We start from the raw sequence: 19315 nt of genomic DNA, 5'->3' as shown, positions 1-19315 counted from the left end.
CGGAAAGCATTAGGAAAAAGGGATCATTTTATTAATTTGGCACAAAATGATGTGAAAAGACTTTAACTTTGTGACTTATATTACCGTAATATAGTTATCGACAAAAAATTCACTTTTTTAAAGGAGTGATAATTTGGATAGAGGACGCAGCACAATTCTGGCCTGTCTGCTGTTTCTGGCCATTCTGGCCGCATGCAGTAACCAGGCAGAGCCTGTACCTTCGGCAAGTCCGGCGGCTTCTTATGCACCGTCACCGTCTCCAGCCGGGCCGCCAGCTGGTAATGCTGCCGAGATGCAGGAACTATATCGTTTTATCAGCAAGAAGCTCACCGGCCCTTACGGCGTATATACAAATCTGCTGGAAACGGACCAGTCGGCAGAAGTGGCCACCGGCCATGAAATCTTAAGTGAATCAGCTTCACTAATGATGCAGAGCGCTGTCCGCAGCGGTGATACTGCACGGTTTGCCAAAGAGTGGACGCTCGTCAAGCAGGTTTTCGCCATGGAGGGCGGCTTCAGCTACCGGTACAGCCCAAAACTGGAGAAGCAGTATACAGTTAATGCCGCTGTGGATGACCTGCGGATGATCGGCGCCTTATATGAGGCGGGCGAAGCTTTTGAAAATCCTGAATATAAAGCTGAAGCCGAATATTACTCCCGGAATTTTTATAACAACAATGTTAAAGACGGCTATATGTTTGACATATACGACAATTATTACCACAACAACAACGGGTTTATAACTTTGTGTTATATTAATCTAAATGTCTTGCGAAATTTGTCGATTAGTAGCGAATCAAAGGGGATTTTGTTGCATAACATGAGCGAGATTATTGAGGGCGGATATCTGTCTGATGCTTTTCCTTTCTATGAAACGAGATTTGATTATGCATCAGGAGCCTATAAGTCAGAGCGTATCCATACAGTAGAGTCCCTGCTCAGCATTCTGAACCTGGCCGAAGCCGGCCGGCAGAACCCGGAGAGTCTCCGCTTTATCAAGGAGCAGGTTGCAGCGGGGACGCTGTATGGGCAATATACGCGTGACGGGCAGCCGGCGAATGATATACGCTCCACGGCCATCTATGCGCTGGCAGCCATGATCGGTGCGGCAGCCGGTGATGATGCACTCTATACGGACAGCATAGCACGGATGAATGAATTCAGAATTACGGATCCGGCCAGTCCGCTGTACGGCGGGTTTGGAGACATGAAAACCGGACAGGCATACTCTTATGATAATCTCATGGCGCTTCTCGCTTATTCTTACTCTCCCAATAACGAATGATAATGAAGGTGAAATTACATGATCTACAGCACTGTAAAAACAACATTGCGGCAGAGCGTTATGCTTGCCGGCTTCCGGTCCACCCCCGCATTCGTTGCCGCCTTCGGGGTGCTGCTGATCACGGTGATCGCCCTGTTCACGGCTCCTTATATCGGGATGGCCGATAACGGCGACTTTTTCCGCAATATATACAGCAACGGTCTTTATTTCAGCCAGCCGGATTACGACAGCCAGTATTTCGGCTATTTTGTGAAGCAATTTGGAATCTATCAGTACTATAACGAAAACGGGGCAACGCTCGACTCGTCCCAGTCCCTGTTCATCAAGCTGGCCATCGGCTTGAACAAGCTGCTGTTCAGCAGCACGGTGTTCGATATCCGGTTCCAGGCCGCCATCTATACCCTGCTCTACGTAGGTGCTGTTTACCTGCTGGTGGAAGCCATTACGTGCCGTATGACCCGCAAGCAGGGAATGCTGTGCGCGCTCCTGGCCATTTTTGTATTTGGCGATACAGGATATACTGCCTATTTCAATTCTTTTTACAGTGAAAGTATTGTGCTGATCATGATGATGTACGTGTTTGCCGCATGGCTGCTGCTGTACCGCAAACGTTACAACGATTATTTTTTGCTGGCGCTGTTCGTAATCAGCGGGCTGCTCCTGACAACCTCCAAGCAGCAGAATGCTCCTGTAGGGATTATCCTGGCGGTGCTTGGCGTGATGCTCTTTTGGGTAAGAAGAGACCGTATTTTCCGCGGACTGACGGTGGTCTCGCTGGTGCTTCTGCTGGCTGCCGGAATCGGCACCTATCTGAATATCTCGAAAGAGTTCGTTAACATCAACCAGTACCATGCGATGACCAGGGGAGTGCTGAAGGATTCAGCCAATCCGGAGACCTCGCTGAAGTCCTTCGGGATCAGTGAACAGTATGCGATTTTGAAAAACAATATTTACTATGAGCAATACGGAACGGTTGATGTCAATTCGCCTATTCTGGAGCAGGATTTCTACAGTAAATACGGATTTGTCTCCATCCTGAAATATTATCTTACCAATCCCGACCAGTTCAGTTCGATTCTTGATGTGGCTGCCCAAAGCGCTTTTTCGATCAAGCCTGCCGCCATGGGTAACTACGAGGAGTCTGCAGGAAAGGAGTTCCGGGACCAGAGCCACTTTTTTGCCCTTTACAGTCTGCTGAAGGGAACTCTGGCTCCCAAAACCTTCGGGTTCATCCTGCTCTGGATGGTGCTGGTAATCGGGCTGTACACGCCTTCCTTCATTACAGCACTCAAGGCGCGGGATGCACGGGGGATGCAGCGGATGGCGCTGCTTGCAGCCAGTATGGCGGTCGGCTTGTCCGGCATTATGGTCTCCATCATCGGAGCAGGCGATGCGGATATCTCGAAGCATGAGTTCCTGTTCACTCTGGCCTTTGACCTGGTCTCGGTTCTGGCCATATCCGGTGTGATCGGGCGCAGAGTATCCGGCAGCCGCGAGCCGGCAGCCGGCATGGCTACCCGTATGCCGAAGGTGCAGAAGGGCGTCAGTGCATGAGCAAACGCAGACCGGGACCGCTGTTGCCGCTGCTGCTAATACTAGCCCTGCTGCTTCAGCCGGCCGTCTCGGCCAACGGGGCGGCGCTGCAGTCAGCCGCCGGGCTGCCCGGAGTGCTGCTGCTGTATGACAGTCTGGCAGCAGGAACTCCGCGGGAGGGCAATGTGACGGAGCTGGAGCACCAGCTTGCCGCCTATCATGTCCAAGTGACCGTGGGTTCGCTTGATCATTATGAGCAGGGGGCCATGGCGGAGTTCACCAATGTCATAACGGTTATTAACGCTCCTGAGCTGGCTGTCAGCCAAGCCTTTGAAGCAGATGCTGCCCGGTATCAGGGGCAATACCTGCATATCGGCTATAATCCGCCGGACAGACTGCAGCAGGCATTGCAGCTGTCAGCCGGACTGGTGGAGGAGGGGAGCGCCGGGCTTTCAACCGGCGATTTCCGGGTGCAGGGTCTTAAGCTGCAGCAGGTTCCTTATGTTGCGGCGAGCACTGCAGAGAAGTCCTACGGCAGTCTGGTGCTTCCTGGCACCGGCCGTAAGGTGCCATATGCTGTGAGCTCCGGCAGCTTTACCTATGCTCCTTATCTGGAAGCCGGCAATGCCAGTACACTGGCAATGGCTTATGTGCTGAAGGACTGGCTGAGGGCAGATGATCCAGGTAAGCCTTATCTGGTTATAAAAGAGATCTATCCGTTCTCGGATCTCACACTGCTCGAGGAGCTGGCCGGCAGGCTGTATGATGCCGGCATTCCGTTCATCGCCAGTGTGCGGCCGGTATTCAGCAACACAGACTTCCCGGCCATGCAGCGTTATCTTGAAGCGCTGAAGGTAGTGCAGTCGAAGAACGGCAGCATTCTCATCAATGCCCCGGTTGTGATGCCTTCCATTAACAGCAATGACCATACACTGGGCGATAAAATGAGCGGATTTATTAACCTGCTGGCAGAGAACGGCATTGCCCCGCTTGGCATGGGTGCAGACCTTTACTGGACCTATGATAAGGAGTATTCCTCGGCAGGGATGAAGTTTTTTGACTCGGTAGTGCTGTTTCCGGACGAAAATGTGATTCATATGGAGAAAACCAATGTATCCGCAGCCTTTCCGTCCTCACTCTACAGCATGACGCCCGAGTTTCTGGCGGGTCTTACGCATGAAGGCAAGGCAATGCCTAAGCTGCCGCTGAATACGGCTGTAACCATGGATCTTCCGGAAGATGAAGCCGGACTGGCGACCCTGCTGCAGACGGTGGAGGGCTACTGGATTACTTTTGCCGATTATAAACAGGCTGCACACAAGACGGCTACGGATAGCAGCACCATTACCTCGGCGGACGGAGTGCTCAGAGTAGATGGGGAAGCGCTCAATGTGGATTATGTTCCGGAGGCGGTCAGCGGTGATTTTCAATACAAAGAGGAACAGTACCAGAGCTTTAAAGGACTGTTCAGTGTGCAAAACCAGTTTTTTATCGTAGTCATATTTGTCGCCCTGCTGTTCTTCGGGGGCTTGCTTACGGTCGGTTACAGGCTCTACCGCCGAAAATATTTGAAATAAAGCTTGGGTCAGGAGGATGACATGACGGTCTCGGACGTGCTGATGGTAATTGCGGTGATCTGCATCTGGTCGCTGCTGCTGGTCAATGTTGCCCTGATTATTGCCGGTTATCTGTATTACATTCAAACGGAGCGGGAAGAGGTTCCGGAAATTCAGGGTGAATACCCGTTTGTGACCATCATGGTCCCTGCACACAATGAGGGCGTAGTGATCAGCAAGACTGTGGAGTCCCTGCTCGCGCTGGATTACCCGCATGACCGCTATGAGATCATTGTCATAAACGATAATTCCTCGGATAACAGTGCCGTGCTGCTGGGAAATATACAGAACAGATACCCGGGACGCAATCTGCTGATTATCAATACCGATTCGGTTACCGGGGGCAAAGGGAAATCGAATGCGCTGAATATCGGCTTTACCCGCAGCAGAGGGGAGCTGATTGCCATTTACGATGCCGACAATACGCCGGAGCGGACGGCGCTGAAATATCTGGTCGCCGAGATTGTATCCGACCAGCGTCTGGGCGCTGTCATCGGCAAGTTCAGAACCCGCAACCGTGATGCCAGTCTGCTCACCAGGTTTATTAATATAGAGACGCTGTCTTTTCAATGGATGGCCCAAGCCGGACGCTGGAAGCTGTTCAAGCTGTGTACGATTCCGGGAACCAACTTTATTATGCGCAGGTCCATCGTTGAAGCGATCGGCGGCTGGGATGTCAAGGCGATTGCCGAGGACACCGAGATCAGCTTCCGCATCTATATGATGGGCTACCGGATCAAGTTCCAGCCGAAGTCAGTTACGTGGGAGCAGGAGCCGCAGACGGTAAAGGTCTGGTTCAAGCAGCGGACCCGCTGGGCCAAAGGCAATGTCTATGTGATTGTTAAAAATCTGCCCTTGCTGTTCGACCGCTCAGCTGCCAAAATCCGCTTTGATATCCTGTACTATGTGTCGATTTATTTCCTGCTGCTGATCTCGCTGATCACATCAGACCTGCTGCTGGTGCTGCATGCGATGGGATATGTGCATACCACGATTGCCGGGCTCAGCAGCTTTCTGTGGCTATTGGCCATTGTGCTGTTCGTGGTTGGAATCTTTGTCACCCTGACGACCGAAAAGGGTGAGATGAGCTTATCCAATCTCGGCATTATCCTGCTGATGTATGTCTCTTACTGCCAGCTGTGGATGGCCGTTGCCGCTTACGGAATGTATAACTACCTCAAGGATGTCATGTTCAAACGGGAAGCCAAATGGTATAAAACCGAGCGCTACTAGGCGCAGATGGAAGAGAAATAAGGAGCACAGGAGATACAGATGATGATAAAAAAACAGATGTTGTTATGGGCGCTCTGCCTCTCTCTTTTCCTGTGCCTGCTTCCGGCAGCCTCTGCAGCCGCAGTGCTTCCCGGAGCGGGCAAACTGACATATGAAACCTCCTTCACCGGCAGCGACACTGCGCTGTCCGGCGGAGCATCGTCACAGCAGTTGTTTACAGTAATGGATTACTGGAATGTGGAGGCTGTGCGGATCAACCTGCATTTTCAGATTTCGCAAATCACAAAGGACCAGGTGTCCAGTATAACGCTGTCGCTGAACGGCATTCCGTTCCACTCGTTCCGGCCGTCGCTTGCGAATAACGGAGAGCAGATCATCAGTATTACTGCGCCTAAGGGCTTTTTGAAAAAAGACAGCAACACGCTGACCCTTCAGGGCGATCTGAAGACAGCGGCAGACAATAATCAGGTATGCTACGTGGACAATTCGCCGGACAACTGGCTGCATTTCTTTAATACCTCAAGCATAGCCGTAACCTATAGCACCAAGGCGCTTACCGGCGGCATCAGCGATTTCAGCGAACGGTTCTCCGGCATTGATACCGTGAAGAGCGGCAAGAGCCTTATCACTGTGCCGGAGGGGGCTACCGGAGCGGAGCTGGAAGCAGCCACCTATGCCTTGTCGGGCTTCGCCAAAGAGAATGCCCTGAACGATAAGACAATCGGCATGCTCCCTTACCGGGACGATGCCGTAAAAGACAGGGACGCTGTCGTGCTGGTAACTATGTATGACCGTGTGCCCGCCAGTCTGAAGCAGCAGCTAAGCACAGCTGAGGACCTGGGTACGCATGCCCTGATCCAGCTGGTGAATAAGGACAGCCGGCCGACACTGGTGGTGACCTCACAGGATGAGAGCCTGCTGATTAAAGCCGGAAGAATGTTGGCAAGCAATGAGCTGATAAGTCAGCTTACAAGCGATCTGAAGGTAATCGAGGATGCTACACAGGTTGATGAGCCGGCCGGCAGCATCAGCTCGGATGTGACGCTCACTGAATCGGGTGACAAGCTGTCCGGCCCGAACCACCGGGAGCAGACCTATTTCGTCGCACTGCCGTCCAACCGGTCGATTGCCGATGCCGGAAGAATCAGCCTTGATTTCCGCTATGCAGGCAATCTCGATTTTTCCCGCTCGCTGGTCACTGTGAGTATCAACGGCACCCCGATCGGCAGCAAGAAGCTGACGAAGGAGCTGGCGAATGGTGATACGCTCACCCTGACGGTGCCCAAGAACCTTAATATCTCCGGGAATTTCTCGGTGACCGTAGGCTTTGACCTGGAAATGGAAAACGCCGTCTGTACGCCGAATACCGATCAAATGCCGTGGGCATATATCGATAAAGATTCACTGCTGCATCTGAATACCAAAGACCGTACAGACCTGCTGTTTAATAACTATCCGTATCCGTTTCTGCGGGACGGCATTTATAATCACGTAGCGGTGGTACTGCCTCAGGAGATGGATGACTACACCTATCAGAGCCTGGCTAATGTCTTCAATCTGCTGGGACAGTACACCGACGGCAATACCGGTGATATTCATTATTACACTGATCATGTCAGTGCCGATAATCTGAAGAACAACAATATTCTGGCCGTCGGCACCTATAAGAACAACAAGGTGATCCGGGACAACAACGACAAGCTGTTCTTCAGGTACAGCAAGGACGGGACTACGCTGGTCTCTAATGAAAAAATGAGCATTGAAGAACAGTACGGGGCAGAGATTGGAACGCTGCAGCTGATAGAATCACCTTACGAAAGCGGCCGCGGTTTTATGGCGGTTACAGCGGTGAATCCCGGGAATTATTATCTGGCTTCCCGGCTGATAGCGAGTGAAAAGGACAAGTGGAAGGTGTTCGGTGATGGTGTAGTTACCGATAAGGACGGGAACGTCAGCGCCTACCGGTTCAAAACGGATACTGGGGGTCAGCAGGATTCAGCCCTGGAGCAGATTATACAGCGCAGCGATGTGCTCAGCTTCGTCGTTGCCGTAGTTCTTGTGGTAGCCCTGGTACTGGTAGCCCTTCTGCTGCTGCTCCGCAAACATATGAAGAAACGTGGTGATAAGCGTGAGACGTAACCGCAGCAGTCTGGCTTCAGACCTTGGCTTCCTTGGCTTTCTGGTACTGATGTTCATCTGTGTCGTGTTTATCGCCGGCTCGGGCGGCGGCTATATGCAGAATATTATCATTCTGAATATCGCCTTTCTGCTGGCGCTGATAACGTACTTCACCACGGTAACGGCGGGGCTGACGCTGAATCTGGCCTTTATCTTCATCTATGGTCTCTTTATTGTGTATCAGACGGTATCACGGGGCGAGACGATCGGGGCCAGCACTTACTTTTGGCTGATTATGGTCCCGCTCATCACGGTGATGCTGTGGATCTTCACCTCAAGCTCGCGGGAGCTGCAGGCGGAGAATGAGCGTCTGAAGAAAACAACGGCAAATCTGGCTACAGTGGATGAAAATACCGATCTGCGTAACAGTATTGCTTTTCAGAAGGATGCCAGCCTGTTTACGGGAATCTCCACCCGTTACGGGATTCCGCTTACACTGCTGGTCGTTAAGGTAAAGTACTGGAGCGAGATCCGCCGGCTCATTCCTGAGGAGCAGCTGTCCGAGGCAATCTATGATGTCTCCCAGCTTAGCCAGTCCAGCATCCGCACCAACGATGCGCTTTATCTGCTGGATAAGAATGATGCCACCTGGGGGCTGCTGCTCTTTACTGATCAGGATGGAGCCAAAATTGTAATCGAACGGATCAAACTAAAGCTTCAGCAATTGAACGAAAATGAATTCTCCGGCAAATACAAGGTTAATCTCGGACTCAAAATCGGGGCTGTGCAGTATGAGGCGGCGACGATCGAGAATCCGCTGGATTTCATTGTCCAGGCCAAAAAGCAGCTGGAATACGATGTATAAGCCAGGCTAGATATTCATGAAACTCCGTTTTACAATTGAGGTATCCCGCTGCCGAAGGCCGGGTAACTTGAACCAGGAGGCGGAAAAGGGATGGATCTGGGTCTTAAAGGCAAATCGGTATTTGTAGCGGCTGCCAGCAAGGGGCTGGGACTGGCGACTGCACTGGAATTCGCGCGGGAAGGTGCGAAGGTGACCATAGCCAGCCGCAGCCAGGCGCAGCTTGAAGCAGCCGCGCAGAAGATTGAGGCAGAGACCGGCGCGGAGGTTGCGCTGGTGGAAATGGATGTAACAGATCCGGTAGCGGTACGGGAAGCCATTGCGGCGGCGGCAAGCTGGGCCGGCGGCATCGACGTGCTGGTCACCAATGCCGGCGGGCCTCCGGGCGGAGGCTTTGCCGATATGGCTGACAGCGACTGGGCCGGCGGGTTCGAGCTGACGCTGATGAGCAGTGTGCGGCTGATCCGCGAGGCGCTGCCCTTCCTGCGTGCTGCCGGGGGCGGAAGAATTGTTACGATCAGCTCCGCATCCATTAAGCAGCCGATTGACGGGCTGATTCTGTCCAATGTGTTCCGGGCCGGTGTTCAGGCGCTGAACAAAAGTCTTGCCGCCGAGCTGGCGCCTGACGGCATTCTGATCAATACGCTCGCTCCCGGTCGGATCAGCACAGACCGGCTGATTCAGCTGGACAGCAAGCGGGCCGAGGCCAAGGGGCTGGCGCTTGAAGATATTCAGCGGGCTTCGCTGAAGAATATTCCGCTTGGCCGGGCCGGGACACCGGAGGAATTCGGGAAGGCGGCGGTGTTCCTCGGTTCTTTTGCCAACACCTATATTACCGGGCAGGCGCTGCTGATTGATGGAGGATCAGTAAGATCGTTGTAGCCTTATGTTTGACCGGCGCCCTATGCGGGTAATAATAAGCAGGTGGGAAGTGGAAGGCATCAATTAACGGATGGAACGGCATGTAATGTGTGTATTCCGAAAGGTAGTTGATTACCCATGTACTATCTGAAAGGGAAACAGAAAACAAAATCGAGATTTCGTCGGTTGTTTTCAGGACTTGTCCCCTAGCAACTGGAAACTGGCATAACTGAATATTCGCTTCTCACCCTTAATATGACCCTGCGGGCTGCCCGCGGGGTCTTCGTGTATTTTCGTCAGAAGGTTCAATTGTGAACAGGAGTAGGATATAATAAGGCAAAGCTATTACAAAATTAGGAGAAATATGACATGCCATGGATGCAGGGTTATCCCTATTATTTAATTATGGGCAGTGTTCTAAGTCTCTACATGGGCGTCAGCTCTTACCGGTACCGTAACACACCGGGAAGGCGCTATTTATGGATCTTATTGCTGCTGGTGAGCGTGATTTTTGGAGCAACGGTTGGAGAAATTCTCTCTCACTCCTTTCAGGCCAAGCTATGGTGGAGGAATATTCAGCAGGCACCGCTGTTTTTAAGCACCATTTTTACCTATGCTGTAATTAAAGAATACATATCGCGTTCTGCGGACGGGCTGAACAGGCGTCTGGCTTTATTTTGCATTCCGGTGGCTTTTTATGTACTGATGATTTTTACCGATTCCTGGCATCATCTCATGCGTACTGAGGTTGGTGTGAATACAGTGGCGGGCGTGAGCGGGATTGTCGTGCATCCGACTGTAATGAATATGGCGCTGATAGCGTATGACCAGCTGTTTGGGGTATACGCGGTTTTCCTGTTGGCAGTTTCCCTGCAGAGCGCATCAAAGTATTATTTTAAATGGAATGTCCTTATGCTGCTAAGCCTGCTGGTTCCAATCGGGTCGATCTTTCTGCTGCCGCTGCTCAAAATTACGATTACCGGATTTATCGCCTTTACCTATCTTCCTCCAGTGATCATAGGCTATTTCTCCATGTTCCGGGACCCGGAGCTTTCGCTGTACCCGCGGGTGAAGAAGCAGATTATCGAGAATATGAAGGACGGCATTGTACTGACCGACCGCTTCAACAATATTATTGACATTAACGAAGCCGGAGAGCTTATGCTAACCGCACTGGCCGGGAGACCCGAGAAATCATGGCTGGGCAAAAATATTTTCCTGCTGCTGGAGCGGTACGGCGAGGTTGCGGTGTTTTATTACCAGCGTCTGGAGGGCCAGTTCGAGCTTGATGTTCCTGGTACTGACGGAAACTGCTATGGTGTATCCCTGATTACAACGGAGTCCGGAAAAGGATTATCTGCGGGGATGCTTATCGTCTTCAGCGACCTCAGCGAGAAGAAAAGATATGAGCGCGAGCTCCTCTATCAGGCCACGGTGGACGATTTGACCGGACTGTACAACCGCAGGCATTTTATGCGCCTGACCGAGAATTATGCAATGCAGAATGAAGCAGGGATAGCGCTGCTGCTGTTCGATATTGATGATTTTAAGCTGATTAATGATACATATGGTCATATGGCCGGAGACCAGGCGCTGATCGATTTTTCTGACAAAATACTCCGCCTGTACGAGAACAAGGGGATCGCCGGACGAATCGGAGGCGAGGAGTTCGCGGTCAGCTTCTTTGCCGGCAATGAAGAGGCCGCGCTCAAGGAGGCGGAGCAGTTCTGCCTGGAGATGTCCCGGCATGATGTCAGACTCGACGGCGGAGAACGGATCAGGCTGACTGTCAGCGCCGGCATTGCTTTTACGAAGGACAGCGGCGTCACCTTTGAAACGCTGTACCGTGAGGCGGATGAGGCGCTTTACCTATCCAAGACAGGAGGCAAAAACAAAGTTACGCTGGGCGGGCAGCCCGCTTTAATGGAGGCCGGCAAGGTGTAGCTTGGTGAGATTGCTCCCGCATGTGCCCAGGCGGTAAAAGAACCGCTGAACCCGTCACGATGACGCGGTTAACGGTTCTTTTGATGTTGCTTGTATTACTGCTGCTGAGGAGTTACAACAACAATCTTCCAGGCTGTCCCGATAGCCGGGAGGCTTCTGGTCAGCATAGGACCATAGAAGCCGATGACCTTTGCACCTTTAACGATAGCCCCGGCCTGGGCAGGCTCGCCGCTCTCATTGACGATAGCAGTGTCAGCGGGCAGGCGGAGTATGATTTCACTCTGTGACGTTTCAGTCAGGCCGGTACCGTTAATCCGGATCATTTGCGTCCCGTCCTGGGAGGTGGTTATATCCTCTATAGTACCTTCTGTACCAAGCAGACCTTCCGGCTGCTGTGCGGAATCAAGAACAGTAATCTGATAGGCCGGTGTCTGCGGCGGCAGGCTCATCGTTGCGAACATTGCATGCTCGGCTTCGATAGTCATGCCGATCTGCAGGTCGGAGAGAGTCAGCTTAGTGCCGTCCGCCTTCTGGAAGACGGTATCTTCACCGATATTGAGTACGAGTCCGGAGGTTCCTGTGCCTTTGATTTGGATGGCCGGATATTTTCCGTCAGCAAAAATAGCGGTAATAACACCATTCTCCTTCTGGTGCTCCACGGCCGAGGTAATCACGATCTTTTGTCCCTCCACGGAAATAGTTTGCTGCAGCACTTCGCCTACAAAGGAAGCTGGCACAAACAGCTTGTTCCCCAGCGTCTGCGGTGCTGCTCCCAGTGTAGTGAACATTTTATTTACGGTATAACGGTCTTCACCGCTCTTAACGGTTGTAAAGATATTGCCTTTGGTCAGATCGGCAGATTTAGTAGACTGGTTCCAGGTAAGGGTGAAGCCCAGGGCTTCGGCAACCGCGCGCAGCGGCACAAGCGGCTCTTTGACGCCGGAGGGCTGGAGCCCTTGATCAGCGATAGCGGAGCCGTTCAGTTCGATTACGAATGTCTTGGCGGCGGAAATAGTGGCTGCTTGCGGCGTTTTACCTGTATTCAGGGAAGAAGCGGCAGGAGCGGCAGAAACGGCTCCGGTAGACAGGGCTAAGGATAGGGTTAACAGGACTGCACTTGTTTTCAGTGGGGTTTTCATCGTTGTAAGCTCCTTTGGTTGAGTTTGTCAGGTGTTTGTCATGTACTAAACGGCGGCAGGCCGGATTTTGTTGCAAATTTATTCAGCATGATCGTTTAAACTTGAAAAAGGATAAGCAGAAAGGGGAAAACTGATATGTACGAAACGTATATTTTTGATTTGTATGGAACCCTGATCGATATTGAGACAGATGAAGAGCAGGCCGAGGTATGGGAGCGTCTGTCGCTGCATTTTAGCTATCAGGGGCTGAATATTAACGGAGCAGAGCTGAACAGACGGTTTCTGGCGGAGCGGGACCGCCAGCTTGCTGCCGCAGCCCGGCATTGCGAGTTCCCCGATTTCGTCATGGAGGAGGTATTCCGCGAAGTGGCCCGGGAACTGGGCGGTGAGCCCGGACAAGCCTGGCTTCATGAGACCGTACGCTGGATGCGCACCTTATCCATGATTCATATCTCCCTGTATGACGGTGTAGCAGAGATTCTCGGGCAACTGAGAAGCCGCGGTAAAAAAGTGTTCCTGCTCTCGAACGGCCAGAAGACCTTCATTGAAGCAGAGCTGACGATGCTGGGCATCCTGCACCTGTTTGACGGGATCGCTATCTCCTCAGAGGCCGGGGTCAGCAAGCCTGATCCGCTGTTCTACCGTTATCTGACGGAGAACTACGGCGCTGATCTGAGCTCGGCGGTTATGATCGGCAATGATCCGCGTACGGATATGGCCGGAGCGAACGCAGCAGGCATTGACTCCTGCTATATCCAGACGGCTTCCTCGCCGCGCGGCATTCCGGCCAATAGTACTTTTGAGATCAGAAATGGTGATCTGCGGCAGATTCCCGGCTGGAACGGATAATACGCCGGAGTGCAGCAGGCGTACATTTGCCCGGCTCCATACAGCGCCGTATAATATGTCCATGATCTTATTTCAGCAGGAGAGAAGGACAGCTGTATGACCGTAATTATTATTATTGCAGCGTTAATTCTGGCGCTGATTGCCGCTGCTTATATCGTTATGAGCGTGTATCCGGCTTTTGGCAGCCGGGGATCGAGGGCCGAACGTGAGCTGAGAAGCCGCTCGCCTCAATACCGGCAGGGGAAGTTCGTCTATCCCTTTGAGATTGCCGCAGAGGAGGGCAAGCCGGAGGGCGGCCTCTCCATTCTCAGGGATTTCATCAAGGGAAATCCCAATTCCAGACCGAAGGAGCCGCTTCAGCCCCAGCCGCTCTTAGCCGGCTCCTTAAGCCAGGGCAAGGGAACCCGGGCCACCTGGTTCGGCCATTCAGCTGTGCTGCTCGAAATTGGGGGAGCCACCCTGTTTCTTGACCCGATGCTGGGGCGCGCCCCGTCGCCGTTTCCGTTCATCGGCGGTAAACGCTATAGCAGCCAGCTGCCGGTTGAACTGGCCGGCCTGCCGCCGCTGGATGCCGTTGTACTGTCCCATGATCATTATGACCATCTTGATTACGGGACAATCCGGCAGCTGGCGCAGAGAACCTCCCTGTTCATCGTGCCGCTTGGCGTAGGCGCCCATTTGAAGCGGTGGGGAATCAGTGCAGAGCGTATCCGCGAGCTGGACTGGTGGGAGGAAACCTCCTTTGCCGGGCTGACGCTAACCAGCGCCCCGGCCCGGCATTTCTCCGGACGCAGCCTGCTGGACCGCAATTCTACCCTGTGGTGCTCCTGGGTTATCCAGGGCGGGCAGAATAAAGTGTTCTTCAGCGGGGACAGCGGCTACGGTCCGCATTTCGCGGAGATCGGGCAGCGGTACGGCCCGTTTGATCTGACCCTCATGGAATGCGGACAGTATGACCGGCGCTGGGCGGATATCCATATGATGCCCGAGCAGACGGTTCAGGCGCAGCTTGATCTGCAGGGCAAGCTGATGATCCCGATTCATTGGGGCGCCTTCACACTTGCGATGCATGACTGGACCGATCCGGTAGAGCGGGTGCTGCGTGCCGCCCGGCAGCACGGGCTGCAGCTGGCCACGCCAAGAATCGGTGAACCCGTTCAAGTGGGGGCTGAGCTGTACCCTTCCCTGCCTTGGTGGAGATAAACCGGGAGCAGCGGAGACGGCGGTGTGCTACAATAGCTGTGCGATAACGCTAAGGAGTGACTATAATAATGAGCGATAAAGTAAACGAACAAGAGCTGCTTGAGGTACTGGCCGCCAAAACCAAGGTGGACCCCAAGCTGATCCAGCTGGTGCTGAAGCATGAACAGACGTTTATTAACAAAGCCAAAGCTAACAGCAAGGGCGAGGTCGATATTGATAATGATGACCTGGTCGATTATGTAACCGCCCAGCGCGATGTGAAGCTGGACGAGCTTACGGTCGAAACCATTTTGGATGCGGAAATGGATTATCTGATGGACAAGGGGCTTGCCGGCTATATCGACTAAGCCATGCGGCTGAAATACGGAGCTGCTGTAGAGCTGTGAATACCCGGGTTACAGCAGCTTCGTCAGGCCGTTTTAGACTGCGCAAATAGGCCATGGAAATTAATATAAAATTTATTTTGCTTTTGGAAGCATGATGTGATATGATGTTGTTAATCATAAATTTAACCCTTAATTCACATATTGGAAAAGGTTATCATTTGTGCTTATGAAACTTTTCCAATGTGTGAATTTTTATTTGTTCGTACAATACGTAAGAATAAAAGGACATGTGTTAAATAATCTATTGGAGGTAATACAAATGCAAACAGGTACAGTTAAATGGTTCAACGCAGACAAAGGATTCGGTTTTATCGAGGTTGAAGGCGGAAGCGACGTATTCGTTCACTTCTCCGCAATCACTGGCGACGGCTTCAAGACTTTGGATGAAGGCCAACGCGTTGAGTTCAACGTAACTCAAGGCGCACGTGGACCACAAGCAGAAAACGTTGTAAAACTGTAATACGCTGACAAGCAAAGAAGCTGCCCTTAACATCTGTTGAGGGCAGCTTTTTTTTGGAAGTCTCAGTTCCCCGCAAAGTACCTGATTCAGCTCTATGATAAGGACACTTTACGGGGTTATTTTTTATAAGCCATCTGCCTTAAGTTTCTGTATAGATTAAACAAATATGAGATTTAACTTGAGGAGGGTTTATTTATGTATTTTCGCAAAAAAGCACAGGAAGATTTGCCGCAGGAGTCTACAGCAATCTGGTCATGTACGAAAGAGGGCTGCACCGGCTGGATGCGTGACAATTTTGCTTTTCAATATGTACCGACCTGCTGGCAATGTAATTCGCCGATGTCCCGCAGTATGAAGATCCTGCCTATGCTTGTGAATACGAATCATGACATGAAAGCAATCAAAAAGGGCATTTCAATTAAATAGCTGCATACGGACTGGCTTGCTCCTTCAGAGGGGCAGGCTCTAGGCAAACTCTCTAATGTAAAATAAGGAGGGGAGAAGCTGGTGTTCCTTAAAGTCACGGTTAGAGTACTGTTGGGAATCATGATTATAATGAACTTTTTTATTATCAGTTTTCACAATCCGCTGCTGCTTGGCATCTCTTTGGCACTGGGCGGGATTATTATTATTCTGGATCTGTACCAGGAATTTACACGTAAGAAGATAATCACCTACCTGGTAGGCGTTGTCCTCGTAACGGTGTTATATGTGGCAATCGGGCAGAGCTGGATTACGGCGCTAACGTTTATTTAGAATGATATACGCAAAAAAGGCGGCTCGTCAGGTACCAGTACCTTGGCGGACCGCCTTTATTATTTTAGTGTGCAGGTGCGGCAGCAGGAGCTACCGGCTGTAATTCATTGTCATGCTGGATCAGGCCGTGCTTCTCCCAGGCTCTGCTCTTCCAGCGGAAGTACATAATGACCGCCCGTGCCCACTCGTCAAAAGCAGTAGCAATCCACACACCGGCAAGTCCCATATTCAGCTGGAATACCAGCACATAGCCGAGCGGCAGACTCATGCAGACCATGGAAATCAGGCCCATGTAAACCGGAAACTTGGCATCACCGGAGGCCCGCAGGGAGTTAATGATAACAAGATTGCAGGTACGTCCGGTCTCCAGGAAAAAGCTGAGCAGGATCACCTGTGCACCCAGGATAATGATATTCTCATTATCGGTGAACATGCCGAACAGAGGCACGCGGAACGCAATAACAATAACATCAATAACGACAGTGACCAGCAGCGCCCATTTTACACTGGTAAATACCCGGCTGTAGGCTTCCTTGGGCCGCTTGGCTCCTACCAGATGGCCGACGATAATCGAGGTGCCCATGGATACGGCTACGCTGAACAAATAGATGTAGTTCGAAATATTCAGCGCATACTGGCGGGTAGCCATAGCCTCAGCGCCGAGGTAGGTGATGTACAGGGTGAACACGAGCTGGCAGGACTGGTACGTAATCGATTCAAAAGCGGCCGGGATGCCGATTTTGAGGATTTGCATTACATATTTTTTGGACAGGCGGATGTAATAGCTGAATTGAACCTTCACATCCATAATCCGGTAGAGCAGCAGGAAGAACAGGACGAGACAGATCAGCCGGCTGGCTACCGTAGAGACGGCAGCACCTTGAACGCCGAGTGCGGGCAAGCCGAAATGTCCAAAAATCAGGAGATAGTTACCGGCTACGTGAATTACATTCATCAGCAGCGAGACCATCATGGTCTGCTTGGTGAAGCCGTAGGTGCGGATGGTAGTAGCCAGTGCATTCAGCAGGGCCTGCAGGAAAATCCCGCCTCCGACGATATTCATGTACACCTTGGCGTGCACGAGGATATCACCCTGCACATTGAGTGCAGTCAGCAGATTGCCCCCGAATAGAAGCAGCACTGTACTGAGAATAATACCTACGAGCAGATTGAGCGTGACGGCATTGCCGGTTACATTTGCCGCTTCCAGCGGTTTTTTGGAGCCGAGATACTGGGATACGACGATAGCGGCCCCATTGCCGATCACACTGAGGATCAGGATAGCCATGGCGATAATCTGATTCGCTGCACCGACCCCGGATACCGCATCGTCCGATACGGAGCTAATCATAAAGGTATCTACACTGCCCATAAGCATGAACAGGAACAGCTCCAGAAAAATCGGCCAGGTCAGCTTGAACAGGTTAAATTGTTGGTCTTTCGTTTTCATCTATGCACCTCTTTGGATAATGGCTGGCGGAGTGTTAATTTTCGAGCCAAATGTATGTTAGCACAGGTTTTATGAAAATGCAGTATATTTCACGAAATAATGAAAAAATTCACTGAATTTCTTTCAATGTTACCACGGTGTGAAGCCACGCAGCGCCCAATAGTATCCTCCGGGTAACTACATCACGGGAAAGTGCCTACTTCCTTTTTTGACTGCATGAACTTACACTAAGTCCAGAACTTACAAAAATATATCGAAAAAGGAGCTACTATATATGAAATTGCAATTAGCGCTTGATCTTGTTGGAATCGAAGGAGCCAAGGAAATCGTCTCGGAGGTTGCTGAATTCATTGACGTTGTGGAGATCGGAACTCCGATTGTTATTAATGAGGGGCTGCATGCGGTGAAAGCGATCAAGGACGCTTTTCCGGCGCTGACTGTACTGGCCGACCTGAAAATTATGGACGCTGGCGGTTATGAAGTTATGAAAGCAGCGGAAGCAGGCGCGGACATTGTGACTGTACTTGGCGTATCTGATGATTCCACTATCAAAGGCGCTGTAGAAGAAGCTAAGAAAACAGGACGCGAGATCCTGGTTGACCTGATCAACGTGAAGGACATCGCCGGCCGTGCTGCTGAAGTAGACGCGCTTGGTGTTGACTATGTCTGCGTTCACTCCGGTTACGATCACCAGGCTGAAGGCAAAAATTCCTTTGCTGACCTGAAGGCGATCAAAGCAGTGGTAAAACAGGCTAAAACAGCCATCGCCGGCGGCATCAAGCTGAGCACTTTGCCGGAAGTCATCGCAGCCGGTCCTGATCTTGTGATCGTGGGCGGCGGCATCACCGGCGAGAGCGATCAGAAAGCGGCGGCAGCTGAAATGAAGCGCCTCGTTAGCCAGGCCTAAGACGCTATGGATACTGTGGGCTACACACAGGAGATTGTGAAGGAGTTGCACACTTCGGCGGATCAGCTGGATGCCGGGGAGGCGGAGCGGTTTGCGGAGCTGCTGCAGCGCTCGGGCAAGATTTTTGTGGCCGGCGCCGGCCGCTCCGGCCTGATGGGCCGGGCCTTCGCCATGCGGCTGATGCATGTCGGCCGGTCGGCGTATGTTGTCGGCGAGACGGTGACGCCGGGAATCGAGGCCGGCGATGTGCTGGTGCTCGGCTCCGGCTCCGGCGAGACGAAAAGCCTGATCGCCATGGCCGAAAAGGCCAAGGCGATCGGCGCTGCCGTCGCGCTAGTCACAATCGCGCCGGAGTCTACGCTGGGTAAACTGGCGGATTACACCGTCCGGCTGCCGGGTGCGACCAAGGAGGCCAGCGGGGAACGGGCGACCATCCAGCCGATGGCTTCCCTGTTCGAACAGACTCTGCTGCTGTTCTATGATGCCGCCATCCTGCGCCTGATGGAATGGACCGGTCAGACAACAACCCAGATGTTCGGCAAGCACGCGAACCTTGAATAGCAATACTAACCAACGCCTGTCCGGCAGAACCCGGACAGGCGTTGGTTGATTTGACGGGGCGCGGCTGCTGGCGGACGCCGGGATAGCAGAATAACGGGATAAGGGGATAACCATTTGGTGTTACTGGAGGTGGGGGCTAATAGCACACACCT

At 52.1% G+C, this 19315-nt stretch carries 18 protein-coding genes; 16 read left to right on the top strand and 2 right to left on the bottom strand.

Annotated features, from left to right (window positions below; all coding sequences use genetic code 11):
- Positions 1–133 precede the first annotated feature (133 nt).
- From NST84_RS29300 to NST84_RS29265, 8 genes are all read left to right on the top strand, one after another.
- Complete coding sequence (locus NST84_RS29300; protein WP_342563520.1) at positions 134–1285, top strand: hypothetical protein; 1152 nt, start codon at positions 134–136, stop codon at positions 1283–1285.
- Between the two features lie 18 nt (positions 1286–1303).
- On the top strand, positions 1304–2839 hold the full coding sequence (locus NST84_RS29295; RefSeq protein WP_342563519.1) for a hypothetical protein: 1536 nt from the start codon (positions 1304–1306) through the stop codon (positions 2837–2839).
- On the top strand, positions 2836–4395 hold the full coding sequence (locus NST84_RS29290; RefSeq protein ID WP_342563518.1) for a hypothetical protein: 1560 nt from the start codon (positions 2836–2838) through the stop codon (positions 4393–4395). Before NST84_RS29295 ends, NST84_RS29290 begins: the two co-directional genes overlap by 4 nt.
- A 21-nt stretch (positions 4396–4416) precedes the next feature.
- The gene (locus NST84_RS29285) at positions 4417–5667 is read left to right on the top strand and encodes a glycosyltransferase (protein WP_342563517.1); all 1251 of its coding nucleotides are present in this window, start codon (positions 4417–4419) and stop codon (positions 5665–5667) included.
- 42 nt (positions 5668–5709) lie between these two features.
- The gene (locus tag NST84_RS29280; RefSeq protein ID WP_342563516.1) at positions 5710–7806 is read left to right on the top strand and encodes a cellulose biosynthesis cyclic di-GMP-binding regulatory protein BcsB; all 2097 of its coding nucleotides are present in this window, start codon (positions 5710–5712) and stop codon (positions 7804–7806) included.
- Positions 7796–8650, top strand: coding sequence for a diguanylate cyclase (locus tag NST84_RS29275; RefSeq protein ID WP_342563515.1), 855 nt, complete (start codon positions 7796–7798; stop codon positions 8648–8650). The genes NST84_RS29280 and NST84_RS29275 overlap by 11 nt, the downstream gene beginning before the upstream one ends.
- Positions 8651–8740: 90 nt before the next feature.
- The gene (locus tag NST84_RS29270) at positions 8741–9529 is read left to right on the top strand and encodes an SDR family oxidoreductase (RefSeq protein WP_342563514.1); all 789 of its coding nucleotides are present in this window, start codon (positions 8741–8743) and stop codon (positions 9527–9529) included.
- A 348-nt stretch (positions 9530–9877) separates the two neighbouring features.
- Positions 9878–11452, top strand: a complete 1575-nt coding sequence (locus NST84_RS29265) for a diguanylate cyclase (RefSeq protein ID WP_342563513.1) — start codon at positions 9878–9880, stop codon at positions 11450–11452.
- A gap of 95 nt (positions 11453–11547) precedes the next feature.
- On the opposite strand, the gene NST84_RS29260 is transcribed toward NST84_RS29265, so the two are convergent.
- The gene (locus tag NST84_RS29260) at positions 11548–12591 is read right to left on the bottom strand and encodes a copper amine oxidase N-terminal domain-containing protein (RefSeq protein ID WP_342563512.1); all 1044 of its coding nucleotides are present in this window, start codon (positions 12589–12591) and stop codon (positions 11548–11550) included.
- 135 nt (positions 12592–12726) lie between these two features.
- Here NST84_RS29260 and NST84_RS29255 point away from each other — a divergent pair, with 135 nt between their 5' ends.
- The 6 genes from NST84_RS29255 to NST84_RS29230 all read left to right on the top strand — a co-directional run bounded on the left by NST84_RS29255 (position 12727) and on the right by NST84_RS29230 (position 16245).
- The gene (locus NST84_RS29255) at positions 12727–13440 is read left to right on the top strand and encodes an HAD family hydrolase (RefSeq protein ID WP_342563511.1); all 714 of its coding nucleotides are present in this window, start codon (positions 12727–12729) and stop codon (positions 13438–13440) included.
- 96 nt (positions 13441–13536) lie between these two features.
- On the top strand, positions 13537–14643 hold the full coding sequence (locus tag NST84_RS29250) for an MBL fold metallo-hydrolase (protein WP_342563510.1): 1107 nt from the start codon (positions 13537–13539) through the stop codon (positions 14641–14643).
- Between the two features lie 68 nt (positions 14644–14711).
- Positions 14712–14990, top strand: a complete 279-nt coding sequence (locus NST84_RS29245) for a hypothetical protein (protein ID WP_342563509.1) — start codon at positions 14712–14714, stop codon at positions 14988–14990.
- 298 nt (positions 14991–15288) lie between these two features.
- Positions 15289–15489 carry a cold-shock protein gene (locus NST84_RS29240; RefSeq protein ID WP_249901232.1) on the top strand — a complete coding sequence of 67 codons (201 nt, stop codon included), beginning with the start codon at positions 15289–15291 and terminating at the stop codon, positions 15487–15489.
- Between the two features lie 195 nt (positions 15490–15684).
- Positions 15685–15915, top strand: coding sequence for a cold-shock protein (locus NST84_RS29235; protein WP_090715594.1), 231 nt, complete (start codon positions 15685–15687; stop codon positions 15913–15915).
- A gap of 81 nt (positions 15916–15996) precedes the next feature.
- Positions 15997–16245: a hypothetical protein gene (locus NST84_RS29230; RefSeq protein ID WP_342563508.1), complete on the top strand. Its 249-nt coding sequence runs from the start codon at positions 15997–15999 to the stop codon at positions 16243–16245.
- Between the two features lie 64 nt (positions 16246–16309).
- Here NST84_RS29230 and NST84_RS29225 read toward each other — a convergent pair whose 3' ends face one another.
- A complete protein-coding gene (locus tag NST84_RS29225; protein WP_342563507.1) occupies positions 16310–17695 on the bottom strand; it encodes an MATE family efflux transporter in 1386 nt (461 codons plus the stop codon).
- A 274-nt stretch (positions 17696–17969) separates the two neighbouring features.
- Here NST84_RS29225 and hxlA point away from each other — a divergent pair, with 274 nt between their 5' ends.
- Together hxlA and hxlB are read left to right on the top strand one after the other, a co-directional pair.
- Positions 17970–18602 (top strand): 3-hexulose-6-phosphate synthase, encoded by a 633-nt coding sequence (hxlA, locus tag NST84_RS29220; protein ID WP_342563506.1) that lies wholly within the window; start codon positions 17970–17972, stop codon positions 18600–18602.
- Between the two features lie 6 nt (positions 18603–18608).
- Positions 18609–19163: a 6-phospho-3-hexuloisomerase gene (gene hxlB, locus NST84_RS29215; protein WP_342563505.1), complete on the top strand. Its 555-nt coding sequence runs from the start codon at positions 18609–18611 to the stop codon at positions 19161–19163.
- The last annotated feature ends 152 nt before the right edge of the window (positions 19164–19315 follow it).

The organism is Paenibacillus sp. FSL R7-0345 (assembly GCF_038595055.1).
Classification (GTDB): Bacteria; Bacillota; Bacilli; order Paenibacillales; family Paenibacillaceae; genus Paenibacillus_AQ.
This window is presented reverse-complemented; position numbering and strand designations above follow the sequence as displayed.

Excerpts from the sequence above, each read along its gene's own strand:
- NST84_RS29295 (WP_342563519.1), top strand. The coding sequence starts at position 1,304 with ATGATCTACAGCACTGTAAAAACAACATTGCGGCAGAGCGTTATGCTT.
- NST84_RS29290 (WP_342563518.1), top strand. The coding sequence starts at position 2,836 with ATGAGCAAACGCAGACCGGGACCGCTGTTGCCGCTGCTGCTAATACTA.
- NST84_RS29285 (WP_342563517.1), top strand. The coding sequence starts at position 4,417 with ATGACGGTCTCGGACGTGCTGATGGTAATTGCGGTGATCTGCATCTGG.
- NST84_RS29280 (WP_342563516.1), top strand. The coding sequence starts at position 5,710 with ATGATAAAAAAACAGATGTTGTTATGGGCGCTCTGCCTCTCTCTTTTC.
- NST84_RS29270 (WP_342563514.1), top strand. The coding sequence starts at position 8,741 with ATGGATCTGGGTCTTAAAGGCAAATCGGTATTTGTAGCGGCTGCCAGC.
- NST84_RS29265 (WP_342563513.1), top strand. The coding sequence starts at position 9,878 with ATGCCATGGATGCAGGGTTATCCCTATTATTTAATTATGGGCAGTGTT.
- NST84_RS29260 (WP_342563512.1), bottom strand. The coding sequence starts at position 12,591 with ATGAAAACCCCACTGAAAACAAGTGCAGTCCTGTTAACCCTATCCTTA.
- NST84_RS29255 (WP_342563511.1), top strand. The coding sequence starts at position 12,727 with ATGTACGAAACGTATATTTTTGATTTGTATGGAACCCTGATCGATATT.
- NST84_RS29250 (WP_342563510.1), top strand. The coding sequence starts at position 13,537 with ATGACCGTAATTATTATTATTGCAGCGTTAATTCTGGCGCTGATTGCC.
- NST84_RS29245 (WP_342563509.1), top strand. The coding sequence starts at position 14,712 with ATGAGCGATAAAGTAAACGAACAAGAGCTGCTTGAGGTACTGGCCGCC.
- NST84_RS29240 (WP_249901232.1), top strand. The coding sequence starts at position 15,289 with ATGCAAACAGGTACAGTTAAATGGTTCAACGCAGACAAAGGATTCGGT.
- NST84_RS29235 (WP_090715594.1), top strand. The coding sequence starts at position 15,685 with ATGTATTTTCGCAAAAAAGCACAGGAAGATTTGCCGCAGGAGTCTACA.
- NST84_RS29225 (WP_342563507.1), bottom strand. The coding sequence starts at position 17,695 with ATGAAAACGAAAGACCAACAATTTAACCTGTTCAAGCTGACCTGGCCG.
- hxlA (WP_342563506.1), top strand. The coding sequence starts at position 17,970 with ATGAAATTGCAATTAGCGCTTGATCTTGTTGGAATCGAAGGAGCCAAG.
- hxlB (WP_342563505.1), top strand. The coding sequence starts at position 18,609 with ATGGATACTGTGGGCTACACACAGGAGATTGTGAAGGAGTTGCACACT.